The organism is Amylibacter sp. SFDW26 (assembly GCF_009184395.1).
Lineage (GTDB): Bacteria > Pseudomonadota > Alphaproteobacteria > Rhodobacterales > Rhodobacteraceae > Amylibacter.
Genome location: NZ_WEIC01000001.1, coordinates 1 through 21,611, shown reverse-complemented (window position 1 = coordinate 21,611; position 21,611 = coordinate 1). Strand labels below are relative to the sequence as shown.

The window sequence follows — 21,611 nt, the reverse complement described above, 5'->3', positions numbered from 1 at the left end:
TTATAACTCCAACTTGCGATGCTCCTGTGCAGAGCGATATATCGCTTGTTCTATTTCGATCACACTTAAATATTCGGCCGCAGTGTTTTCTAGCGGTGTGGCATTTAATAGGCCAGAAATCACATGGTTTTGCAATGCGTAAACACAATCCCCTGCAAATCCTGCCCAATCTTGCGTTTCCAATATAGTTGTGGCCTGAATGTCACCAAAGCTGCGCTTTTGAACAGAGCCGTCTCCCGCCAGAGTAATCGTACCTTTTGTCCCCTCAACAAGGGCTTCGCCCAATGTCATGCGGTGGTTTTTCGCAGCATGATCTAGATGTCTGTTGCCATCAAATAAAGCCCGCGCACCGTTTTCAAAATCGAACAGAATATATCCAGCATCTTCGCCGGCAATCACGGGGTTCAAACGCCGAAGATCCGCGTAAACAGATTGCACAGGTCCTAGCAGGTATTGAAACGTGTCTATCCAATGTACAGCCGTTTCGTGCACTAAGAGTTGTTTCATTGTTTGGAAATACGGTTGGCGGTCTAAATAGGCCTCTGGCCCCTGACCATCGCCAGTACGCAATCTGAATGTAACTTGTTGGACTTCACCCAATACGCCCGATTTGATCTGTTCTGCAATCAGCCGGTACCAAGGTTGAAACCGAAAGTTTTCATGAACTATGATCTGAACATCCGCATCATGTGCCAATTGTACCGCTTCTTTGGCTTCATCCAGCGACATACAGAATGGTTTCTGGCAGATGATTGTTTTTACACCAGCAACAATGGCAGTTTTAATCGCATCTATATGCGTTGGTGGCGGGGTGATGATATCCAATACATCAGGAAGCGTTACCGATAGCATCTTTTCATAATCACTAAAGGCTGGCGCACCCGTTTCAGCAGCTTTTTCGTAATCCGTGTCAGCTGAGCCAACCAAAGCAACCCGATCAATGCGGCGCCATGCATCATAATGAAACTGGCTAAAATAACCTGCTCCTAAACATGCAACACGAACATCTGGTTCTATCATTCGGGTGATACCATCGTTTCCAATACAGCTTGCGCGGCAGCTTTAGTGCCCAACGTCCCGCCAAGGTCGCGTGTCACTTGGGTGCCCGCAGCAATAACACTATCAACCGCATCGCGCAGGGCAAGCCCGTCAGCAACCATTTCTGGGATATCATTATTCGTACCCAGCCAATCCAGCATCATAGCTGCGGATAAGATCATCGCAAATGGGTTGGCAACACCCTGCCCTGCAATATCAGGTGCCGTGCCGTGACAGGGTTGGAACACAGCATTACTTTCCCCAATATCGGCAGAAGGGGCCATGCCCAAACCACCCATGAGGCCAGCACCTAAATCAGACAGGATGTCGCCAAACATGTTTTCCGTTACCATCACATCAAATGACCACGGTTTTTCAACCATCCACAATGCCGTTGCATCCACATAAGCATGGTCAGATGTAAGTTCTGAATGTTTCGCAGCTTCTTCATCAAAAATAGAGCGGAAGAATGCAAACGACCGGAATACATTTGCCTTATCAACACAGGTTACATGCCCACGTCCCTGACCAGAGTTTTTGCGATGATTGGCAAGATTGAATGCAAATTTAAATAATTTTTCGCTGGTTTTACGTGTGATTTGCAATGTTTCTTGTGCATAATCATCATGGACTTCACCGCACCCCTGGGTATGAAACAACCCTTCTGTACTTTCGCGGATCAAAACAAAATCAACCGTTTGACCACCATCTAATTTCAGCGGTGTGCGTGAACTTGGTGTAATGCGCACAGGGCGTACACCCGCGAATAAATCCAACTCTTTGCGAATTTCGATCTGCGGTGAAATTTCTGTACCATCTGGATAACGTACGGATGGTAAACCCATTGCAGAAAGCAAGATTGCATCCGCATCTCGTGCAGTTTGCAAAGATTTAGCGGGTAAAGATTCACCCGTTTGCGCGTAATGCGCAGCCCCTGCATCCGCATAATTAAACCCGAAACTATAAGCACCTGATCGGTCTGCCAGCGATTTTAATACATCAACAGTAGGCTCCATGATTTCTGGTCCGATACCATCCCCGTTAAACACCGCGATTTCAAACTTGTTAGACATTCTATTCCCCGACTAAGCGCATGAACCTTGCATTGATCTGATCAACACGCTGTTCATTGACTCGTTTTCTCATTAATGTATACATTAATTAATTCAATAATAAAGCGATATGTCACAACTATGCTGTAAACTGATAATATGGGGCTTTATTATCTTAGAGTGCCGATCATTCCATCGCTGAGGCCTAAAGGGGTAAAACATGTATGCAGTCGTTGTCACATTCACGATCAAGCCAGATGCATATGAAGCATTCATGCCTTTAATGCACAACAACGCACAGGTTTCTTTAAACGAAGAACCAGACTGCCATCAGTTTGATGTCTTAACAGACCCTGATCAACCAAACGAAGTTCTGCTCTATGAGCTTTACACAGATGCGGCAGCTTTTGACGTTCACCTTGCCTCAGACCACTTCAAACGGTTTAATGCAGAAACGGCAGATATGGTTGCCGCAAAAACCGTACGGACATTTACACAGGTGGCACAATGAATTGGCAGGTCTTTGCCCTAAAATACGCAGATCGCAACAGCCGCACCCGTGCGGATAGTTTCATTTTTGACGACAATCATGATGCGCCCCATGCGATGGATTACTTTATATGGGTCTTAAAACGCGGTGATGAGGTGATCCTTGTTGATACGGGATATGACAAAGCCGAAGCAACGCGCCGTGATCGCCCCATTTTGCGTGAACCTGCGGAAGCATTGCAAGGTATTGGGTTAAAACCAGAAGACATAACCACCTTAATCGTCACCCATCTGCATTACGATCATGCAGGCGGATTTGCACAATTTCCAAACGCAACAATACATCTGCAAGCCGCAGAAATGGCCTATGCCACAGGGCCATGCATGTGCCACGACACTTTGCGAATGCCATTTACCGCAGATCACATATGCGATGCCGTTAAACGGGTTTATTCTGGACGTGCAATATTCCACGATGGTGATGGCGTCGTTGCCGATGGTGTGACAGTGCATTGCATTGGCGGGCATTCCCGCGGATTACAAGCCGTGCGTGTGCGCACTGATGCAGGCTGGCTCTGCCTGGCCTCTGATGCCTCACATTACTACGAAAACGTATTTGAAAACAAACCCTTCCCGATTGTGGTCGATTTACAGAACATGCTTGATGGGTTTCAAACATTACATAAATTAGCGTCGGATCGCAGCCTGATTATTCCAGGTCATGATCCATTGGTCATGGAGTTATTCCCCCAAGCTGGCCCCGATTATGCGGTCCGTTTGGATCAAGGACCATCTAAGGAGTTTAAGCTTTGAAAATAGGCGTTATTGCGGATGATTTCACAGGCGCATCCGACATTGCATTAACCTTGGCCCAAGGCGGCATGCGCGTGGCGCAATTCGTCGGCACACCTTATGAAGGTGTCGCAGATATCGATGCAGGTGTGGTCGCGTTAAAATCCCGTACCGCCCCTGTTGATGAAGCAATTGCACAATCACTGGAAGCTTGTGATTGGTTGCAAAAACAAGGCTGCACACAGATCATTTACAAAGTCTGCTCAACATTCGATTCAACAGATGATGGCAATATCGGACAGGTCTTAGAAGCATTGGCACCGAAATTGGGCGAAACAGCCATTGCCGTTTGTCCAGCGTTTCCTGAAAACGGGCGCAGTGTGTATCAGGGGCACTTGTTCGTAATGGATCAACTGCTCAGCGACAGCGGGATGAAAGATCATCCTTTAACGCCAATGCGCGACGCTGACTTGCGCCGTGTTCTCAGCCGTCAAACAACTTGGTCAGTGTCACATATTCCAGCCACAACAGTCAGTGCAGGTGTTGATGCCGTTGCCAAAAGTCTTGCCGCAGAACAGGCAATGTTCATTGTCGATGCAATCCATGATGCTGATCTGCTGACAATCGGTGCCGCCCTTAAAGATCGCAAATTGATGTGCGGCGGTTCTGGTATTGCTTTGGGGCTGCCCGCGAATTTTGGACACAGTGCGGGCGAAACACCTTGGCAGGGTGTTGCAGGCAAAGGTGTTGTTCTATCTGGTTCATGTTCCATCGCCACGCGCGAACAAATCGCACAATATAAAACCATCGCCCCTGCCTTCGAATTGACGGCAGAGGACGTAATGGGCGGCAAGCACACAGCACAAAGCATTTGTGACTGGGTGTTAGCGCAAGAAGGGGCGCCGCTGGTTTATTCCACAGCGGATCCTGAAACAGTTAAAGCCGCTCAAGATACATTTGGACGTGAAGCTGTTGCAGAAAAGATCGAAGGGTTTTTTGCTGATCTTGCCAAAGCATTGGCGGACAACAACGTCACAAGGATCGTTTCTGCGGGTGGAGAAACCTCTGGTGCTGTTGTCACAGGCCTTAGCGCCCAAACACTACATATCGGCCCAAAAATTGCCGCAGGCGTCCCCGCATTGCGTGTGGATAATCGCAACTTGGTGGTTGCTTTAAAATCAGGTAACTTCGGCGATAAGAATTTCTTTGAAACCGCCCTAAACGTTCTGTCAGGATCATCATGAGAGAAGAAACCAAAGCCCGTGAAGATATCGCCCGCTGGGCAAAATCCATGTTTGATCGCGGATTAACAGGCGGATCATCTGGCAATATTTCTGTGCGGCTTTCGAATGGTACACTTCTTGTATCACCCACGGGCAGTTCAATGGGGTTTCTTGATCCTGCAAAAATCAGCCTGTTAGATGAAAATGGTGTGCACATGTCTGGTGATGCCCCGACCAAAGAAATGCCACTTCATCAAGCATTTTATGAAACCCGCAAATCTGCAGGTGCGGTCGTTCATTTACACTCATGTCACTCTGTAGCCTTGTCTGTCTTGCCAGACGTAGATGAAGACAACGTCCTACCTCCGATAACAGCTTATGGTGTTATGAAACTTGGCAAAGTAAAACTCCTGCCGTTTTTTATGCCTGGCGATCCAGCTATGGGTGATGCGGTACGCGGCCTACTTGGGAAACGCGCTGCAGTGCTATTGGCGAACCACGGCCCAGTTGTAGCCGGTAAAGACTTAAATGCAGCCGTATATGCAATGGAAGAACTCGAAGAGACTGCCAAGCTAACATTGATGTGCAAGGGCATGTCGCCAAACTTGCTGAATACAGCTCAAGTGAATGGCTTAGTTGATAAATTCAATATTGATTGGGATTAATCAACAATCCGCCCAAGTAACATACCAACAGCTTGTTCAAACCGTGTTTCATTATGTTCTGCACGTGCAGCAAGTTGCGCACCCTCAACAATAGCAAGACATGTTGCCGCTTCGTTTTTGGGTTCAGTTACACCTGCAATTGTTCCATCAGCAGCACCACTTTCGAAAACACCTTCTAACCATGCAAGGCACATTTCACGAAACCCATGAAGTTGCCCTTTAACTGTGTCTTCCAACCCATCGCGCCCTACCGAAAGCGCAACACATAAGCACAATGAATCGCCGCCATTCAATGCCGTACGGTATGTGTTGATAAACCCGCGCAAACGTTGCCCTGCATTTTGTGCCAAGGCATCAATCGTACTGAATTCATCCGCAACTGTCGCTTGGTACCGCCCCATCAGCATCTCTATCAAGTTCGCTTTAGATGGGAAATGATGGTGGATACTGGCTTTACTGATACCAATTACCTTGCTCAGATCACCATAGCTGAACCCATCATGACCATTTGCCCGCGCGGCTTGTTCTGCGGCATCTAAAAGTGCTGTTTTGGTGTCCATGGTGATCCTTAATAGAGCCTTTATACGTTTCTATCTGCTACGATTTCATTTGCAAGTTGTTCTGCCCGCTCTAATGCGCCTTCAATAAATCCACCAAATTGGCTGGCTGTTTCTGTTGATCCCAGCATCAACCGCCCATCCCATAAATTAGACAGCGCATAAGGCAAACCATAGCTTGGGTGCCCACCCAAAGGATTGGCATCCATCTCAGATGATGTTTCAGGTTCTTCTGCCCAATCTTGGTAAAAGACTTTGGCAGGCTTTAATGCTTTTTCCCCAAACAAACGTCCCAATTGCTGAAGCGCTGCTTGCGCCACGTCTTCGTTATGCCCTTTGCGCACATGTACAGGCACGCCGACAAAGCCAAACAACGCCCCCGTTTCTGTCTGCATATCCGACGCATCATGTATTTCGACCATTGGCCCATGACGGCTCATCGCATCACCAGACAACCCTTCTTTGCGCCAAAAAGGTTCATCATATACCGCCACAAATTTTGCCTGACCGCCCATCCATGTTGGAATAGCTTGCAGTGCCTGAATTTCTGGAACAGACAGTGCAGGTTCATAAACAATATTCGATGCAACACGTGGTGGAATTGCCAAAACAAGCTTTTGACCTTTGACTACAGTTCCATTTTCCAAAACAACTTCAACACCATTCGTTAAACGTGCCGTTTTCACTGGGGCATCCGTTATGATTTTGGTTTCATCTAAAGCACCTGCATAGGCTTTAATGACAGAAGTCATTCCACCTTTCACGCGATATGACCCCTCCATAGAGGCATATCCCATATTGCGGTGAACCTCTCCATTTTGATCTTCAAAGCTGAGTGTTCCAGCGGCATATTGATTGAACTGTTTCAACCCAAATCGCTTTACAGCATCCGCAATACGGTACTGCCCAGGCCAGAACCATGATGGGCCAAGATCAACAAAACTGTCGTTATATTCACCGACCTTAATGCGGCCACCCAAACGATCGCGAGCTTCTAATATCAGATAAGCGATGCCTGCCTGTTCCAAATGATCGGCAAGCGCAAGACCAGAGAGACCACCGCCCACGATGATCACATCCGTTGAGCGTTCCATAAATTAAAACCCTTCGGTTTGTGGACGCAAATCCACTTCATGCGACCATGTCGATTTGGGTTGATTGGCAAGATACCAATAGGCATCCGCAAGGTCTTCGGATTTCATCATCTTTGCAGGATCAAGACTATGTAAATCACGGCTACGGTCCGTATCAATAATCCCATCCAAAATCGTATGCACAACATGAATACCCGCAGGCTGAAATTCCCGCGCAAGCGATTGCGTTAACCCACGCAAAGCAAACTTAGCCGATGCAAAGGCACCGAACTTAGCACCACCACGCAAGCTTGCAGTTGCCCCAGATACAATAAAGGAACCGCCACCGCCGCGCACCATGGGCTGTAAAACTGATTGCCCTAGTATCACCGCACTTTGCACCATGGATCGCCAACATGCCTCGAAATCTTCTTGTGTTGTATCAAGGAACGGTTGAATCACCAGATCCGCTGGATTATGGACAACAATCTTTGGCGGGCCAAATTCTTGGATCAAATCTGCAATCATTTTACCAGCAGCATCAGCATCGCTGACATCACACTTACGGACATCAAATTTAGTACCTGCCTCAGGTGTGCGTACCAATCCAACAGCCTGCATACCTTCGGCATCAAACTTGCGAAGCAAGGCCTGGCCTAAGCCCTGCCCTGCACCAGAAATCAATGCGAGTTGTTTCTGTACCATGGTTATACCGCTGGCGCTTTTGCCAATGGCAAATGCCCCGTCTTGATCCAGACTTTCGCCCCTTGATCACCAGCTACCGCTGATAGTTTTGCACCGACAGGCAAACGCAACCACGAATGTTTGCGTAAATCGTCTGTTCCATCATTAAAACCACCATCCAGGACAAGAAACTCTCCACCTTTTGGCAAATCCATATCTACTGATGCGCCAGCATCCCATGTTTCCATAACAACAGTTTCATCTTCATCCGCAAACAAAGGCATAACAGACACACCATCGCGACCAGAGGCATCAACAGATGTGTTTTTGTTCATGTCGATCATGATCTGCGTGCGGTCATCCATGTCGAATTGCCAAAGTTTCACGAAAATCACACAGCCCTCATCAGAGCCAGGTGTATGGCTAGATGTTGGCGGATTACGGATGTAACTGCCCACTGGAAAATCGCCATGTTCATCTTGGAAGACACCTTCTAGAACGATAAATTCTTCGCCACCCGTATGCGTATGCGCGGAAAACTTACTGTTTGGTGCATAACGTACGATAGTCGAAGCTCGCGCAACTTCATCACCGATACGGTCCAACATACGTCTATCCACACCTGGCATGGGTGAAGCTAACCACTCCACCTCATCCGAATGGATCAAGACACGACTGTCAAAGTCTGCATTCAAGTTCATTTTCCGCTCCTTATCCTGCAATGCTTGGACGTGCTGCAACTTTCGCGCGCCATGCTGACAAGTTTTTCAACGATTCAGGCACTTCCACTTCAGCGAAATCTGCAAAAGCCAAACCAGCAAAGGCTGTGATATCAGCCATAGAGAAATTATCACCCGCCAAGTATGCATTGTTTGCAAGTACACCGTCTAGGTATTTCATTGTCGAAGTTGCGTTTTCACGTTGTGTCAAACCCCATTCTTTATTCTGATTTGTTTCTAAATCTGGGCCAAGACCAGCTGTTGCGTGGTGAAAATACGCCCCAACTGCATCCAATAAATTCGCTTCTGCACGACGGTTCATCATATGCACAACAGCGCGTTCTATTGGGGTATTACCACACAAAGAAACACCCTCGAATTGACCATCAATATACTCGGTGATTGCTGTACATTGTGATAGATATGTACCATCTTCAAGCTCCAAACATGGAACTGATGCATCAGGGTTTTTTGCACAGAATTCTTTTGAACGATGTTCACCGCCCATCACATCTACATCAATAAACTCTACTTGGTCTGTTGCACCCTTTTCAGCCAAAGCAATGCGTACACGTGCTGGGTTTGGGAATGCCTCTACATCATAAATCTTCATAGTTTTCTCCATTTAGGTATGTATATTTCCCCGCAACCTACTAGTTGGTAGGCAAATATCAACCCCTAATTTTCTGACTTAACAACCCTGTGATGAGCTTATCGAATTTTAGGAATACGAAACTACACTAGAAAATCAGTCAATTACAGACTAAGACCTTTTATATGGGAACAACGCATTTAAATCAGCTGCTTAAGAAAATGCAGCAAAACTACAGCAAACTCGCGCCAACATTACAGCGCGCCGCAAAATATATAATCGATAATCCAACAGACTTTGGTATTGATCCCATAAGAATGACAGCAGAAAAATCTGGCGTTAGCACATATTCGCTAGTCAGACTTGCCCGCGAATTAAATTTCGAAGGCTTCGAAGAGTTCAGAGATCCATTTAAGAAGGCTTTGCGCACAGCCTCATCCACTAACATATCCTCAGACTGGCTGGACAAACTTCCAGAACAAGGTGAAACAGGTTCAATCCTCGCCCGTTCCGCTGAAAATTCAATATCGATATTAAGTAATAGTTTACGATTAATGACGCCAGAACGCGCAGAAACTTTTATTACAGAACTAACGAACGCGCGAACCGTTTATGTTACAGCAACGCGTGCAAGCTATGCTCTAGCTTATTATTTTCAGCATGTCGCAAGATTAGTTTTGCCAAATGTACAATTCATTCCACGTGACATGGCGAACCCAATTGACGATCTAAACTTTGCCAATGATCAAGACATTCTTTTGGCAATAACTGTCATGCCATATAGCCAGATTACGGTTAATGCCTGTAAGTTCGCACGTAAAAAAGGTATGAAATTACTGGTTATAACAGACTCTCAGCTTCCATTGTCAGAATTGAAACCAGATGCTGTACTAACGGCTGAAATGGATAGCCCACATGAATTCGCATGCTATCTTGGCGTACTTGCAATCCTCGAGAGCTTATTACATCTGCTTGTAATAGAGGGCGGCGAAACCGCCGCCCAAAATATCAAATCCTACCAAGATCTAAAAGCTCGGATGGATGGCTCCTCGCCATTCTAAAGTTACAAACCTAACGCTTTATAACTGCCAGCAATACGGTCCAAAGACACCAGATATGCCGCTGTGCGCAGACTATCTACATCATTGCGGGAATGCCAAACAGATTGCATAGATTGATAAGACGTGCGCATCGTATCTTCCAACCCAGAACGCACCAGTTCCAATTCGCCTGCACCTTGGAAAAACTTCGCTTTGAACTCCTCTGAAACGGGTTTACCAACTAAGCGTTCCATCTCTTTAACCAGCAAAATATTACTGCCCTCTTGTTGACGACGTTGCATACGACCAAAGCGGATATGGCTTAGGTTTTTCACCCATTCAAAATAAGAAACCGTCACACCACCCGCATTTGCGTACATATCTGGAATAATGACAACACCTGCTTCGCGCAAAACATCATCAGCACCTGCCGTTACTGGACCATTCGCAGCCTCAATAATTAAACGTGTTGAAATACGTTCGGCATTTGACAGATTGATCACACCTTCCATAGCCGCAGGGATCAAAATATCGCAATCTTTTTCTAATACTGCGGAACCGTTCTCAACATATTCGCAGCCGGGGAAGTTTTTCACACCACCTGTTGCCCGCATATGTGCAACAAGCTCTTCAACGTCTATTCCTTTATCATTAATAACTGCCCCGTCGCGCTCGATAACGGCCGTAATCAATGCACCATCTTCTTCGGCCAAGAATTTTGCGGCATGATACCCCACGTTACCAAACCCTTGAACAACCACACGTTTACCATCAAGCGTACCTGACATATTTGCCGCTTTAATGTCATCTGGATGACGAAAAAACTCTTGCAAACCATATTGCACACCCCGACCTGTCGCTTCGACGCGACCAGCAATACCACCTTTGTTCAATGGCTTACCAGTAACACAAGCTTCGGAATTTAATTCCGTGGTATTCATGCGACGAAATTGATCTGCAATCCAGGCCATTTCTCGCTCACCAGTTCCCATGTCGGGTGCAGGAACATTTTGAGAGGGATGAATCAAGTCACGCTTCATAAGTTCATATGCAAAACGGCGCGTGATACGTTCCATCTCATCTTCTTCCCATTGCGTTGGGTCAATGTGTAAACCACCTTTTGAACCACCAAATGGTGCCTCTACCAATGCGCATTTATAGGTCATCAAAGCTGCTAAAGCTTCTACCTCATCTTGGTTCACAGATGTTGCAAAGCGAATGCCACCTTTTACAGGTTCTTTGTGCTCAGAATGCACAGAGCGATACCCCGTAAATGTATGGATATCACCACGTAATTTTACACCAAATCGAACTGTATATGTAGAGTTACATACGCGGATTTTTTCCCTTAACCCAGGAGATAAATCCATCAAAGAAACTGCTTTTTCAAACATCATATCAACTGATTTACGAAACGAGGGTTCTTGTACACGTGCCATGCGCGTTTATCCTTATAAATTATGAAAGCGATCAGCTTAGGCGCTGATTCTTCGCACAAAAACATATCAAACTATATTTGTCTAATAATAACAGATGTTTTATATTTAAATTAAAACGGTATATGACCGTATACCAAAATCATGGAACGCGCACTCATAAATATTCAATAAGATCAAATCACTAACCAAAATTCATTTTTGACAAACCAATAACAGAGACCTCGCGGGGCAATAACGCACTTCGAAAATAACAATATAAAAATCAAGTTGAATGCGATCTATTTGAGACACAAATCCAGTCCGAGTAAATTTGACTTTAGACGTGGTTGTAAAATTCGACGCTCTAAAACTTGCCCTATTAAGTTGCCTGTTGTTTCTTCGGAATAAATCGAAGTGGCAACCCATGACTTGGGCGCATAGTAACTCTCACAGATTTTTCCACTAGAACTGGATTTTTAGGTAAGGCAAGATCAAAATTTGCGACCAACCCTGATAATATTATTTGCGCTTCCCACAAAGCAAGTCGCATACCTACGCATGTATGTTGCCCGCCTCCAAATGGTAAAAATTGATAACGATGATGGCATCCTTCAGCACCCTGCAAAAATCGATCTGGGTTAAATTGATCAGGTTTATCCCAATACTTTGGGTCCTGATGGATCGGCTCAATCGCAACGGTTATGTGATCTCCAGGTAAGACCGCTACACCACCCAAACAACAAGCATCTGTTACTGTCCGGCCAACTTGCGGTACAGGAGGGTAAAGTCGCATGGCTTCTTTGATCACACGCTCATGCAAATCAAGTTGTTTTAAACTATCAACGGTTCCACGTTGCTCAGATGGAATGGCCTCTACTTCGTCTTGCAGAGCGGCCCAAGTTTCTGGCCGTTCTAAAAGCAAATGTAGAACCCAGCTTAATGCTAGAGATGTCGTTTCATGACCAGCTCCAACAAAAGTTACGATATTGTCGATGATGTGGTGGTTTTCAAACCCATCTTCCTGTGCCTCGATTAACATAGAGGCAAGTGTCGGCTCACGTTCCTGCACAGGCTGCGCTCGGATCACGTCAACGGCATCTTGTGTAAGGTTTCGAAAACGTCGTGCGGCAGCATAACCCTTCATATGCCGTATGCCAGCAAACAAACTGACAACGGGCATAAAATCAAAGATATTGAGCAATCCCAATGTTCCAAGATATGACGACACATCATTTAATACCTCGTCCTGATCATAATGAACTATGGCCTTACCAAATAACATCCCTTGAATGATCTCAAAAGTGGTGTGCATCATTTCAGGTAAGATATCGACATCTTTCCCATCCGCCATATTCAGTCGTTTTACGAGATCCGTAGCCGACTGGTGTATTCCTGGAATCAATTCGCAAAGTGCTTCATGACGAAATGCCCGCGCAACAACTTTACGATGTTGCTTCCATTGATCACCATGCAAGGTCAACAACCCTTCACCCATAGCAGGAACAAGCATTCGGTTGGCGATTTCAGACCGCCCAAATCGATTATCCTTATCTTGTAGAACTTGAGCAGCCAAATCCGGGGTGAAAACAACTACAAATCGACGCCCCATAAATTTAAAAACAGCGATGTCATTTTGGCGCATTTCGGGGGTCCAAAATGACAAAGGATCTTGCAATGCTTGGTTCATTGAACCTAATGTAGCAACTCCATTAAAAACTTTTATAACGTCAACCACTTTGAACATTCCTATTTAAAATCATGCTGTAAAATGAAATCCTAAACTTGTATCGCGCAAACCCAAACAGTTGAACAAGCCTTAATTTATTAAAGAAAACATCATTACGCTTTTTCATACCTATCTTGTATTAAATTCGTCGCATTATCTAATTATAGCATGCCACCATAAATCCAATAAAAAAAGTCAAGTATTGCATTTATCTTCATTATAACTATTGAAGTAAGCAATACCCGAATCTTTTAGTCAGATTTAAACAATACGGATATATCGTGGATAAGCTTGCGACAATAGAACTCGATGAATATCAAAAGGAAGAGTTGGAAAACATCCCAACTTTTGACGTTGATGATATTCTTGGACGCGCCAATACGGCACGCCTTGTTTTCGGGTCGCAGGTATATTTTCTTCGAAGAACCCGTCAAAACAAGTTGCTGCTTACAAAATGATATCTCCCATACAATCTCGGGGTGCTGCCCCAGTCGGACATATAGATGAGTTGCCACCATTAGAGATGACAGCAATTGTCTATCTGCGAATGTGGTGCGAAGGCGGTTCGTCACGCGAACAAGTCCATGATGATTTTATTCTAGCATTTGGTCATTCCATTGGATCGACCCATAGTGCAACCTTTTCATCTTTTATGTTGTTGCTTATTCATAAATCACGCCGCAAAATCATGCGCCATCAGGCGTGCTGTCAGTGTTTCGGTGGTGATGAAAGCGCCGTGGCAAACATGATCGCTGCGGCCGCAGCAGGCGACATCGAGGATGCGCTTTTATTAGCTTCGCATTTAGTACCATCTAAAACAGCACAAGAACTCGTAAAATCCGCCGAGGAAATCGGTTTGGCATTCGATCAAATGCTTGGTCAATTTCATACGAAATTTATGCCCACACATAAAATACCTAAATCAAAACACTAAACTCCCAAAAAGGATACCACATGAAAACTTTAGTGATTGGCCTTATGACAACAGCATTAACAGCTGTTCCTGCTTTGGCAAATAAAGCTGATGTATTGGATAATTATTCAAATATTGCAGCTGCTAAATTCGAAGATAGCCTCTCTACAGCACAAGCGTTACAAACGGCTGTAAATGCTTTGATAGCATCGCCATCTGCACAAACTTTGGATGATGCTAAAACCGCATGGTTAGCATCTCGTGTTCCTTACCAACAAACAGAGGTTTATCGTTTCGGTAATGCCATCGTTGATGATTGGGAAGGCAAAGTGAATGCATGGCCATTAGACGAAGGTTTGATCGATTATGTAGATGCCGACTATGGCGGTGCAACAGATGAAAACGCTTATGCAGTTTTGAATGTGATTGCTAACCCAAAGATCACATTGTCAGGTAAAGACATTGATGCATCTTCAATCACACCAGCATTATTGGAAGGTGCTTTGCATGAGGCTGATGAAGTCGAAAGCAATGTTGCAACGGGTTACCATGCAATTGAATTCCTTCTTTGGGGCCAAGATTTAAATGGTCACGGCGAAGGTGCTGGCAACCGCCCATGGAGCGATTATGCGCAAGGCGAGGCTTGTACAAATAACAACTGCGATCGTCGTGGCGAATACCTGAAAGCGGCAACTGACTTGTTGGTTTCTGATTTGGAATGGATGGTTGCACAATGGCAAGATGGCGGTGCTGCGCGTGCTGAAGTAATGGAAAACGAAAGTGCTGGTATTTCTGCAATACTCACAGGTATGGGGTCACTTTCATATGGTGAGCAAGCTGGCGAGCGCATGAAGCTGGGTTTGTTATTGAACGATCCAGAAGAAGAGCATGATTGTTTTTCTGACAACACACATAACAGCCACTTCTATGATGGTTTGGGTGTTCAGAATGTATATTTGGGCACATACACACGTGTAGACGGCAGTGTTGTAAGTGGTGCATCGTTATCAGGTCTTGTTGCTGCTACTGATGCAGAGTTAGACAATGTGCTTAAAGCTGAATTGGTCGCTACTATGACTGAACTGGGCGATTTAAAAGCAGCTGCGGATAACGGGTTTGCATACGATCAAATGTTGGAACGTGGCAATAAAGAAGGTGAAGCACTTATTACAGATGCAGTGAATGCATTGGTGACCCAAACAAAATCCATTGAACGTGTGACAAATGTGCTTGGGCTAGAAAAAATTGCGTTCGAAGGCTCTGATAGTCTGGACAATCCGAATGCTGTGTTTCAATAAATGTTATATTATAACATAACAAAGGGGCGTCATGCCCCTTTTTAAGACGAGGACAAAAAAATGACAAAACTAACAGGTGCGCTTGCCGCAACTGCTCTGATATCTGTTGGGCAATTGGCACAAGCAGAAGGCAGTTCTGGCTTTACCATAGACTTGGAAATCGAAACAAATGCTGTTTCAACTTTTTCTGCAGATGACCCCACAGCAGAATTTACAGATGTAAATGCCGAAGTTACTTTGGTTGCCGAAGTAGAATTGGGTGGTGGTTTTTCGATCTTCTCAGAAGTTCTATTGGAAACTGTTGTAGATCCAACTGATGATGTTTTCTTTGATAACCACGGCCTTTTTGTAAGCGAAATCGGTCTTGCTTATGCAAATGATAACTTCTCAGTTGCAGCTGGTAAAATCAGCCCAGCCTTTGGTTTGGCATGGGACGCAGCACCCGGTTTCTTCGGTGCTGATGTTGCTGAAGACTACGAATTGGGTGATTCAATTGGTGCTGCAGTGGAAGTTCCTTTCAATCTAGCTGGCGGCGAACACTCTATTTCAGCAGCGGTATTCTATCTGGATACAACATTGCTAAGTCGTTCAATCATCACAAAGCGTGGTCGTACAACAACGGCTGATGGTGGCGCAGGTAATACTGAGAAGCTAGACAATTTCGCATTGCAATTCGCAGGTGCTTTTGGCGATACAGAATATAACCTAAGCTTCCGCCAATTATCAGCAGGTGAAGGTGATGTTGATGATGACAGAGGTGCTTCATTTGGTTTGCAACATAGCTTTGGTAACTTTACAGCCCTAGGTGAAGTTGCACGCTTTGAAAACTTCAACGGAACCGCAGACGATGTAACATATGGTACATTGGGCGGGTCATATACAATGAACAAATGGACATTCTCTGGCAGCTACACAGCACGTGATGGCGTTGCAGATGCCAGCGATTATCTTGCATCTGTTGGTGTAGATTATGACTTTGGTAATGACCTTGTTGCATCATTTGGTCTAAGCCAATTCGAAGAAGCTGATCAAAAATCAAACTCAGTTGCATTATCTCTTTATAAAGCATTCTCTTTCGGAGGATAATCCCAACCTTATGTGCGGCAGGGCTTCGTCTTGCCGCACTTTTCAAAACTCTCTATGCAAGTTAAATCACAATATGTGAGCACAACCAGCAGGCAGATAAAAATGGCAAAAATCCCATCACCATGTGTTGATGTCTGCAAATACAAACGCCAAGGGCATTGTATTGCTTGCTCCATGACCAAAGCGCAAAAATCACTGTTTAAAGAGTTGAAAAAACCAAAACACCAACAAGCCTACATAGACATGCTGGTGCTTCAACAAGAACGTTTAGGTAAATTCGATCATTGGCATGATGCTTATGCCAAAAAATGCCGTAAGAAAGGCGTTAAAAATCCTTTAGCCAAGATGTGATCTTAGGAACCAAGCGAATTTTTCATGTGTTTGACCACGGGCAATACACAAATCTTCTGTCAACGTATCACCAGCCTCCGCAGCTAACCCTCCTGCCCCAGCAATAGTTGCTGCAGCCGTTTCTTGGGCATCTAGCATCATCTTGATCATTTCTTTGTCAGATGCTTTGCCTTCAAACTCCGAAACCTTCGAACGCTTGATCATACCAGCCAAAGTACCTTCAGCATGTTCACCTAATGCTTTCACACGTTCGGCCAAATCATCTTGGGCAATGAAGTGATCTTCATAAATCTTTTGGAATAAATCATGCAATGGGCCAAAAGCCATTCCCGTCACATTCCAATGAAAGTTCTGTGCCAGCATTGTCGTTACTGCAGTTTCTGCAACACATTGATTTAAAGCATCTGCAATTGCTTCTTTTTGGGATGGGGCAAGGTTTGCCGCTGTCTGGGTCATTACAATCTCTTTCGCTAATGGGCGGGTGGCTTGCAATTAGGCTGGCTTCCCTAATGTTAATATAACCAAGAGAAAACGATTGTCTAGAGTTTTTAGAATGATTCTAAATTCGATTAATTTGCTCGGACACATTACCGATTAAAAACGTGATCGATCTACGATACGGTTGGTCAATACGACTTTGCACCAAAAACCGAACAGAGGCCCTGTCATTGTGTTTTGCACGCATCAAAGCGCGCAGTAACCAAGTTTCATCAAATGAAAAATCTTTTGAATTTGGAGAGTAAAATACAGGTGCCCGACTTAGTCCCTGTTTCATCGTACGCAATAGCGCATCTGCAAATTGTTCCGCCATTGCATCATCGTCACGGATCAACAGGCGGCAAGCTTCGAATATATCAACATGCGCCGAACTGCGGCACCGCATAGACAACATACGCAATTTGTTCAGAAACTGTATGGCTTCTGGTGAAAACGGTGTTTGTTGTATTTCACGATCTTCAGTCGATTTATATTTCAGAACTGCTGACATGTTTTTGATCCATGCTTCATAATGACGACTCGTAAAAGTCAATTCCTGAGTATATCTATCAGGTAATAACTTAGAATCAAGCTACACCATGAAACTTATGATCACATTTCTATCACTCAGTGTGTCAGTCTCTGCTGCATTAGCATTAGAGCCAACATTGGATAATATTGTGCCACGCACAGCGGAAGAAATCGAACGTATTCAAAAAATCACAACGCCTACAGATGATTTTTCACAAGCAGAAGCCTTTGAAACTTTTTCCGCAGGTGCCGCAACTGTACGGTATAGCAAGACCAACAATGCATTCTCATTACCATCTGGAAATATCGACTTTGAAGGTGAGTTGAATTTCAAACTGGGCAATGCTCTGTTTCGCAAACTATGGGTATCTTCTCCGTCATCTACATTAGCATCCGACGGATTAGGCCCACTTTATAATGCCCGATCATGTCAGCGTTGCCATTTAAAAGATGGGCGTGGGCACCCACCAGAAAACGCAGATGACAGCCCTGTATCACTGGTTATGCGTCTTGCCCGCCCTGGTAATAAAAATCCATATGTCGATGAAATTAAAGATTATCTAGAATCCTTGCCTGATCCTACATACGGCGGGCAATTCCAAGATTTTGCAATCCCAGGTCATGCGGCCGAGGGGCGATTTAAGATAGGTTATACAGATCAACAAATCACACTATCAGATGGTTTGATTGTAACACTGAAAGCGCCAACATATCTCTTAGAAGATCTTGCTTATGGCGCATTGCATCCAGACACAGTCGTGGCTCCACGCATTGCCCCACAAATGATTGGACTAGGTTTATTAGAAGCTATCCCTACAGCTGATATCATGGCAAATGCTGATCCAGATGATGTAAATGGCGATGGAATTTCTGGCCGCGCTAACATCGTATATTCCCGTCAACTTGGCGATTTAGCTTTGGGTCGTTTCGGCCTTAAAGCGCATAACGCCACCATAATGGATCAATCATCCGCTGCATTTCTAAATGATATTGGAATTTCATCGCCACTTCATCCCGAAGGATGGGGGGATTGTACAGATGCACAAAAAGCATGTCAGTTGGCACCTAACGGCAATACGGACGTGCACGATGGTGTCGAAATATCAAATGACGGAATGGATTTGGTAAACTTTTATGCTCGTAACCTTGGCGTTCCTATTCGTATCAACCACGAAGAACCGAATATTTTGCGCGGCAAAGAAGTGTTTTACAAATCTGGCTGTATTGCCTGTCACACACCAAAGTTTGTAACCAACCGTTTAGACAACCAAGATGAACAAAGTTTTCAGTTAATCTGGCCTTACACAGATATGCTTTTGCACGATATGGGTGAAGGCTTAGCAGACAATACCACAGCTGCACGCGCGACAGGCCAAGAATGGCGCACACCACCCCTTTGGGGCATTGGTCTGACACAGCAAGTCAGCGGACATACGCGTTTTTTGCACGATGGACGCGCACGTAATTTATTAGAAGCAATTCTTTGGCATGGCGGCGAAGCAGAAACCGCAAAAACACATGTTGTGAACTTACCAAAAGCCGATCGAGATGCGCTAATTCAATTCTTGGAGAGTTTATAATGCGCGTCATAGCCTTATTGATATGTTTAGTCTCTGCTCCCGCAAACGCGGATATATATCGCGCAGTTGATTTAACAAAAACATTCTACCAAGAATTTGAAACACAAGCAGAATACCTTGTACAAAGTGCAGCAAACAATTGCACAGCTTCAACACTAAAAGCCTCTTACCATAAAACTTTTGACGCATGGGTTTCTGCAAGCACTATACAGTTTGGACCGATAGAAGACATTGGTGGCTCTTTATCCATCACCTTTTGGCCCGATAAAAAAGGCTTTACAGTAAAAACACTCAAACGACTTCTTCAAGAAGATAAATCTGTCATTGAAGATCCCACCCAATTTACAGAAGTGTCCATAGCAGGCAAAGGCTTGATGGCTCTTGAATTACTGCTCTTTGATCCTGAATTTAACACTTATCCAACAGACAGCACAGCTTGTGTTTTGGCTCAGGCTATAACGCAGGATATCGCACAAAAAGCAAATCGGATGAATGTTTTATGGCAAACAAGTTTTGCTGATTTCATTGTAACGGCAGGACAAGAAAACAACACCGTTTTCCTATCCCAAAAAGAAGCTGCGCAATCTTATCTTACAACCATCATTGGTGCTTTGGAGTTTACACAAACAGCACGCCTGAAACGCCCATTAGGTACATTTGAACGGGCCCGTCCAAAACGTGCAGAAGCTTGGCGTTCCGACCGTCCTTTGCGTAATATAGAGATCGCTTTGAGCGCCGTTAATAAATTGGTCATTGCTTTAACTGAAAATGAAGCACCAATTACGCAAGAGGAGCTCGCCACAGCGTTAAAGTTCATCTCTTCTATGCAAGATGACAACTTCCAGTCAATCTCGGAAAACTCAGTTCGTTTCGAAGTTGAAAGCCTTTTACAAATGGTCAAGAATATCAAAGAAGCCGCAACAGAAGAGCTCAGTTTACATTTAGGCGTCACCACTGGTTTCAACGCATTAGATGGTGATTGATATGACCAACAGGCGAACTTTTCTTGCAGGATTACTGGCAGCATCAACAACGCCTAAACTAACATGGGCAGATGCAGGAAGTCCCTCTTATTTGGCAGCAGCTAAATTACATGACGGTACATTCTCTTTGTTTGGCTTATCAAACGAAGGGCAAGATATATTCCAAATTCCACTCCCTGCGCGCGGTCATGCCGCTGCGGTACATCCCATAAGGCCAGAAGCAGTGGCCTTTGCTCGACGTCCAGGGCGTTTTGCTTTGGTTATCAATTGCGCAACAGGTCAATTGATACAAAAATTAGATGCTCCTTCAGAACGACATTTTTATGGCCACGGCGCTTTCATAAATAATGGCGAAATACTTTGCACAAGCGAGAATAATATAGAAACAGGCAAAGGCGTTGTTGGCCTATGGGCACGTTCAGAAAATTATCGCCGTATCGGTGAATTCTATTCAGGCGGCATTGGCCCACATGAATTAAAAACAATGCCAGACGATCAAACGATAGTGATTGCCAATGGCGGCATTCGAACACATCCAGATTCTGGGCGTGAAAAACTAAATCTAGAAACGATGTGCCCTAACCTATCCATCATCAATTTCAATGGCAGTATCATCGAAAACCTGGAGCTTGATAAAGAGCTGCGCCACAACTCAATCCGCCACTTAGATGTCAGCACCGATGGTAAGGTGGCTTTTGGCATGCAGTGGGAAGGTGATGAAACGGAAATCGTTCCCCTCTTAGGTGTCATGAATGATTCACGCGAAATAGAACTCTTATCAGCTCCTATTGAATACCAAGTCGCTTTAAAAAGTTATATTGGCAGTGTCGCAATATCTGCCCGAAATATTGGGATTACAGCCCCCAGAGGTGGTAAAGTTCATATATATTCAAACTTTTCTAAATTCCAAAAATCTGTCAGCAGATCGGATATTAGTGGTATATCCGCAAATCAAACAGGCTTCTTAACAACTGACGGTAATGGTCGTATATCTCAATTATATAGAGATGTCTTAAAACCTATAAGAGCGACACAACGCTTATGGGATAATCATTTAGTAAAGGTAAACACTAAATCCCCATGATACGTAAAGCCTCTTACAAATAAGAGCCATCAAGATGTATCAGAGCAGTGAAAAAACAAGCCCACAATTGATGGTATAAAAATATCTATCTTGGGCACTTAAATACACCGAAGAGACGCGACACTTTATCTCTGAAACTTCCGTTTATCGCATTTCAAAAGCGGCAGATTCACTAACTGTGTCAAGTCATGTCACAATCAAAGTCGCGCCTGAGTTCCATGGCAAAACTGCCCATCTCTA

The 21,611-nt window shown here is 44.7% G+C and carries 24 protein-coding genes; 13 read left to right on the top strand and 11 right to left on the bottom strand.

Translation table 11 applies throughout. The features are described 5' to 3' along the window. On the bottom strand, window positions 1-1,020 hold the full coding sequence (locus F9L33_RS00120) for a Gfo/Idh/MocA family protein (protein ID WP_152140712.1): 1,020 nt from the start codon (window positions 1,018-1,020) through the stop codon (window positions 1-3). After that, window positions 1,017-2,111, bottom strand: coding sequence for an isocitrate/isopropylmalate dehydrogenase family protein (locus tag F9L33_RS00115; protein ID WP_152140710.1), 1,095 nt, complete (start codon window positions 2,109-2,111; stop codon window positions 1,017-1,019). Before F9L33_RS00115 ends, F9L33_RS00120 begins: the two co-directional genes overlap by 4 nt. A gap of 199 nt (window positions 2,112-2,310) precedes the next feature. Between F9L33_RS00115 and F9L33_RS00110 the strand changes: the two genes are divergently transcribed. From F9L33_RS00110 to otnC, 4 genes are read left to right on the top strand one after another with little or no spacing between them, the layout of a single operon-like run. Next, window positions 2,311-2,601, top strand: a complete 291-nt coding sequence (locus F9L33_RS00110) for a putative quinol monooxygenase (RefSeq protein WP_152140708.1) — start codon at window positions 2,311-2,313, stop codon at window positions 2,599-2,601. Then, window positions 2,598-3,392 (top strand): N-acyl homoserine lactonase family protein, encoded by a 795-nt coding sequence (locus F9L33_RS00105; RefSeq protein WP_152140706.1) that lies wholly within the window; start codon window positions 2,598-2,600, stop codon window positions 3,390-3,392. The genes F9L33_RS00110 and F9L33_RS00105 overlap by 4 nt, the downstream gene beginning before the upstream one ends. Beyond that, window positions 3,389-4,615, top strand: a complete 1,227-nt coding sequence (otnK, locus tag F9L33_RS00100; protein WP_152140704.1) for a 3-oxo-tetronate kinase — start codon at window positions 3,389-3,391, stop codon at window positions 4,613-4,615. The genes F9L33_RS00105 and otnK overlap by 4 nt, the downstream gene beginning before the upstream one ends. Next, entirely contained in the window at window positions 4,612-5,259 is a 648-nt protein-coding gene (gene otnC, locus F9L33_RS00095; RefSeq protein ID WP_152140702.1) for a 3-oxo-tetronate 4-phosphate decarboxylase, read from the top strand. Before otnK ends, otnC begins: the two co-directional genes overlap by 4 nt. On the opposite strand, the gene F9L33_RS00090 is transcribed toward otnC, so the two are convergent. The 5 genes from F9L33_RS00090 to F9L33_RS00070 are packed head-to-tail and all read right to left on the bottom strand — an operon-like array spanning window position 5,256 to window position 8,905. After that, window positions 5,256-5,819 carry a TetR/AcrR family transcriptional regulator gene (locus F9L33_RS00090; RefSeq protein ID WP_152140700.1) on the bottom strand — a complete coding sequence of 188 codons (564 nt, stop codon included), beginning with the start codon at window positions 5,817-5,819 and terminating at the stop codon, window positions 5,256-5,258. The two genes, otnC and F9L33_RS00090, sit on opposite strands and share 4 nt — an antisense overlap. Window positions 5,820-5,839: 20 nt before the next feature. After that, window positions 5,840-6,910 carry an FAD-dependent oxidoreductase gene (locus F9L33_RS00085; protein ID WP_152140698.1) on the bottom strand — a complete coding sequence of 357 codons (1,071 nt, stop codon included), beginning with the start codon at window positions 6,908-6,910 and terminating at the stop codon, window positions 5,840-5,842. A 3-nt stretch (window positions 6,911-6,913) separates the two neighbouring features. Further along, window positions 6,914-7,594: an SDR family NAD(P)-dependent oxidoreductase gene (locus F9L33_RS00080; RefSeq protein WP_152140696.1), complete on the bottom strand. Its 681-nt coding sequence runs from the start codon at window positions 7,592-7,594 to the stop codon at window positions 6,914-6,916. Window positions 7,595-7,596: 2 nt separating this feature from the next. Beyond that, window positions 7,597-8,274, bottom strand: a complete 678-nt coding sequence (locus F9L33_RS00075; protein ID WP_152140694.1) for a cupin domain-containing protein — start codon at window positions 8,272-8,274, stop codon at window positions 7,597-7,599. A gap of 10 nt (window positions 8,275-8,284) precedes the next feature. Then, window positions 8,285-8,905 (bottom strand): glutathione S-transferase, encoded by a 621-nt coding sequence (locus tag F9L33_RS00070; RefSeq protein ID WP_152140692.1) that lies wholly within the window; start codon window positions 8,903-8,905, stop codon window positions 8,285-8,287. Window positions 8,906-9,069: 164 nt separating this feature from the next. On the opposite strand from F9L33_RS00070, the gene F9L33_RS00065 reads away from it, so the two are divergent. Beyond that, a complete protein-coding gene (locus F9L33_RS00065) occupies window positions 9,070-9,945 on the top strand; it encodes a MurR/RpiR family transcriptional regulator (protein WP_152140690.1) in 876 nt (291 codons plus the stop codon). 2 nt (window positions 9,946-9,947) lie between these two features. Here F9L33_RS00065 and F9L33_RS00060 read toward each other — a convergent pair whose 3' ends face one another. Both F9L33_RS00060 and F9L33_RS00055 read right to left on the bottom strand, forming a co-directional pair. After that, complete coding sequence (locus tag F9L33_RS00060; protein WP_152140688.1) at window positions 9,948-11,363, bottom strand: Glu/Leu/Phe/Val dehydrogenase; 1,416 nt, start codon at window positions 11,361-11,363, stop codon at window positions 9,948-9,950. A 358-nt stretch (window positions 11,364-11,721) separates the two neighbouring features. After that, window positions 11,722-13,077: a cytochrome P450 gene (locus F9L33_RS00055; protein ID WP_193221918.1), complete on the bottom strand. Its 1,356-nt coding sequence runs from the start codon at window positions 13,075-13,077 to the stop codon at window positions 11,722-11,724. Window positions 13,078-13,349: 272 nt separating this feature from the next. On the opposite strand from F9L33_RS00055, the gene hemP reads away from it, so the two are divergent. From hemP to F9L33_RS00030, 5 genes are all read left to right on the top strand, one after another. Continuing rightward, entirely contained in the window at window positions 13,350-13,526 is a 177-nt protein-coding gene (gene hemP, locus F9L33_RS00050; RefSeq protein WP_193221917.1) for a hemin uptake protein HemP, read from the top strand. After that, the gene (locus F9L33_RS00045) at window positions 13,523-14,002 is read left to right on the top strand and encodes a hypothetical protein (RefSeq protein WP_152140681.1); all 480 of its coding nucleotides are present in this window, start codon (window positions 13,523-13,525) and stop codon (window positions 14,000-14,002) included. Before hemP ends, F9L33_RS00045 begins: the two co-directional genes overlap by 4 nt. A 20-nt stretch (window positions 14,003-14,022) precedes the next feature. Next, complete coding sequence (locus tag F9L33_RS00040; protein WP_152140679.1) at window positions 14,023-15,279, top strand: imelysin family protein; 1,257 nt, start codon at window positions 14,023-14,025, stop codon at window positions 15,277-15,279. 60 nt (window positions 15,280-15,339) lie between these two features. Beyond that, the gene (locus F9L33_RS00035) at window positions 15,340-16,365 is read left to right on the top strand and encodes a porin (protein ID WP_152140677.1); all 1,026 of its coding nucleotides are present in this window, start codon (window positions 15,340-15,342) and stop codon (window positions 16,363-16,365) included. Between the two features lie 102 nt (window positions 16,366-16,467). After that, window positions 16,468-16,716, top strand: a complete 249-nt coding sequence (locus F9L33_RS00030; RefSeq protein WP_152140676.1) for a DUF1289 domain-containing protein — start codon at window positions 16,468-16,470, stop codon at window positions 16,714-16,716. Here F9L33_RS00030 and F9L33_RS00025 read toward each other — a convergent pair. Together F9L33_RS00025 and F9L33_RS00020 are read right to left on the bottom strand one after the other, a co-directional pair. Further along, on the bottom strand, window positions 16,702-17,172 hold the full coding sequence (locus tag F9L33_RS00025; RefSeq protein ID WP_152140674.1) for a Dps family protein: 471 nt from the start codon (window positions 17,170-17,172) through the stop codon (window positions 16,702-16,704). The two genes, F9L33_RS00030 and F9L33_RS00025, sit on opposite strands and share 15 nt — an antisense overlap. A 103-nt stretch (window positions 17,173-17,275) precedes the next feature. Beyond that, on the bottom strand, window positions 17,276-17,704 hold the full coding sequence (locus F9L33_RS00020; protein ID WP_152140672.1) for a hypothetical protein: 429 nt from the start codon (window positions 17,702-17,704) through the stop codon (window positions 17,276-17,278). An 88-nt stretch (window positions 17,705-17,792) separates the two neighbouring features. Here F9L33_RS00020 and F9L33_RS00015 point away from each other — a divergent pair, with 88 nt between their 5' ends. The 3 genes from F9L33_RS00015 to F9L33_RS00005 are packed head-to-tail and all read left to right on the top strand — an operon-like array spanning window position 17,793 to window position 21,371. Next, the gene (locus F9L33_RS00015; protein WP_152140670.1) at window positions 17,793-19,304 is read left to right on the top strand and encodes a di-heme oxidoredictase family protein; all 1,512 of its coding nucleotides are present in this window, start codon (window positions 17,793-17,795) and stop codon (window positions 19,302-19,304) included. Further along, complete coding sequence (locus tag F9L33_RS00010) at window positions 19,304-20,287, top strand: imelysin family protein (RefSeq protein WP_152140668.1); 984 nt, start codon at window positions 19,304-19,306, stop codon at window positions 20,285-20,287. Before F9L33_RS00015 ends, F9L33_RS00010 begins: the two co-directional genes overlap by 1 nt. Before the next feature lies 1 nt (window position 20,288). After that, a complete protein-coding gene (locus F9L33_RS00005) occupies window positions 20,289-21,371 on the top strand; it encodes a DUF1513 domain-containing protein (RefSeq protein WP_152140666.1) in 1,083 nt (360 codons plus the stop codon). Window positions 21,372-21,611 lie beyond the last annotated feature (240 nt).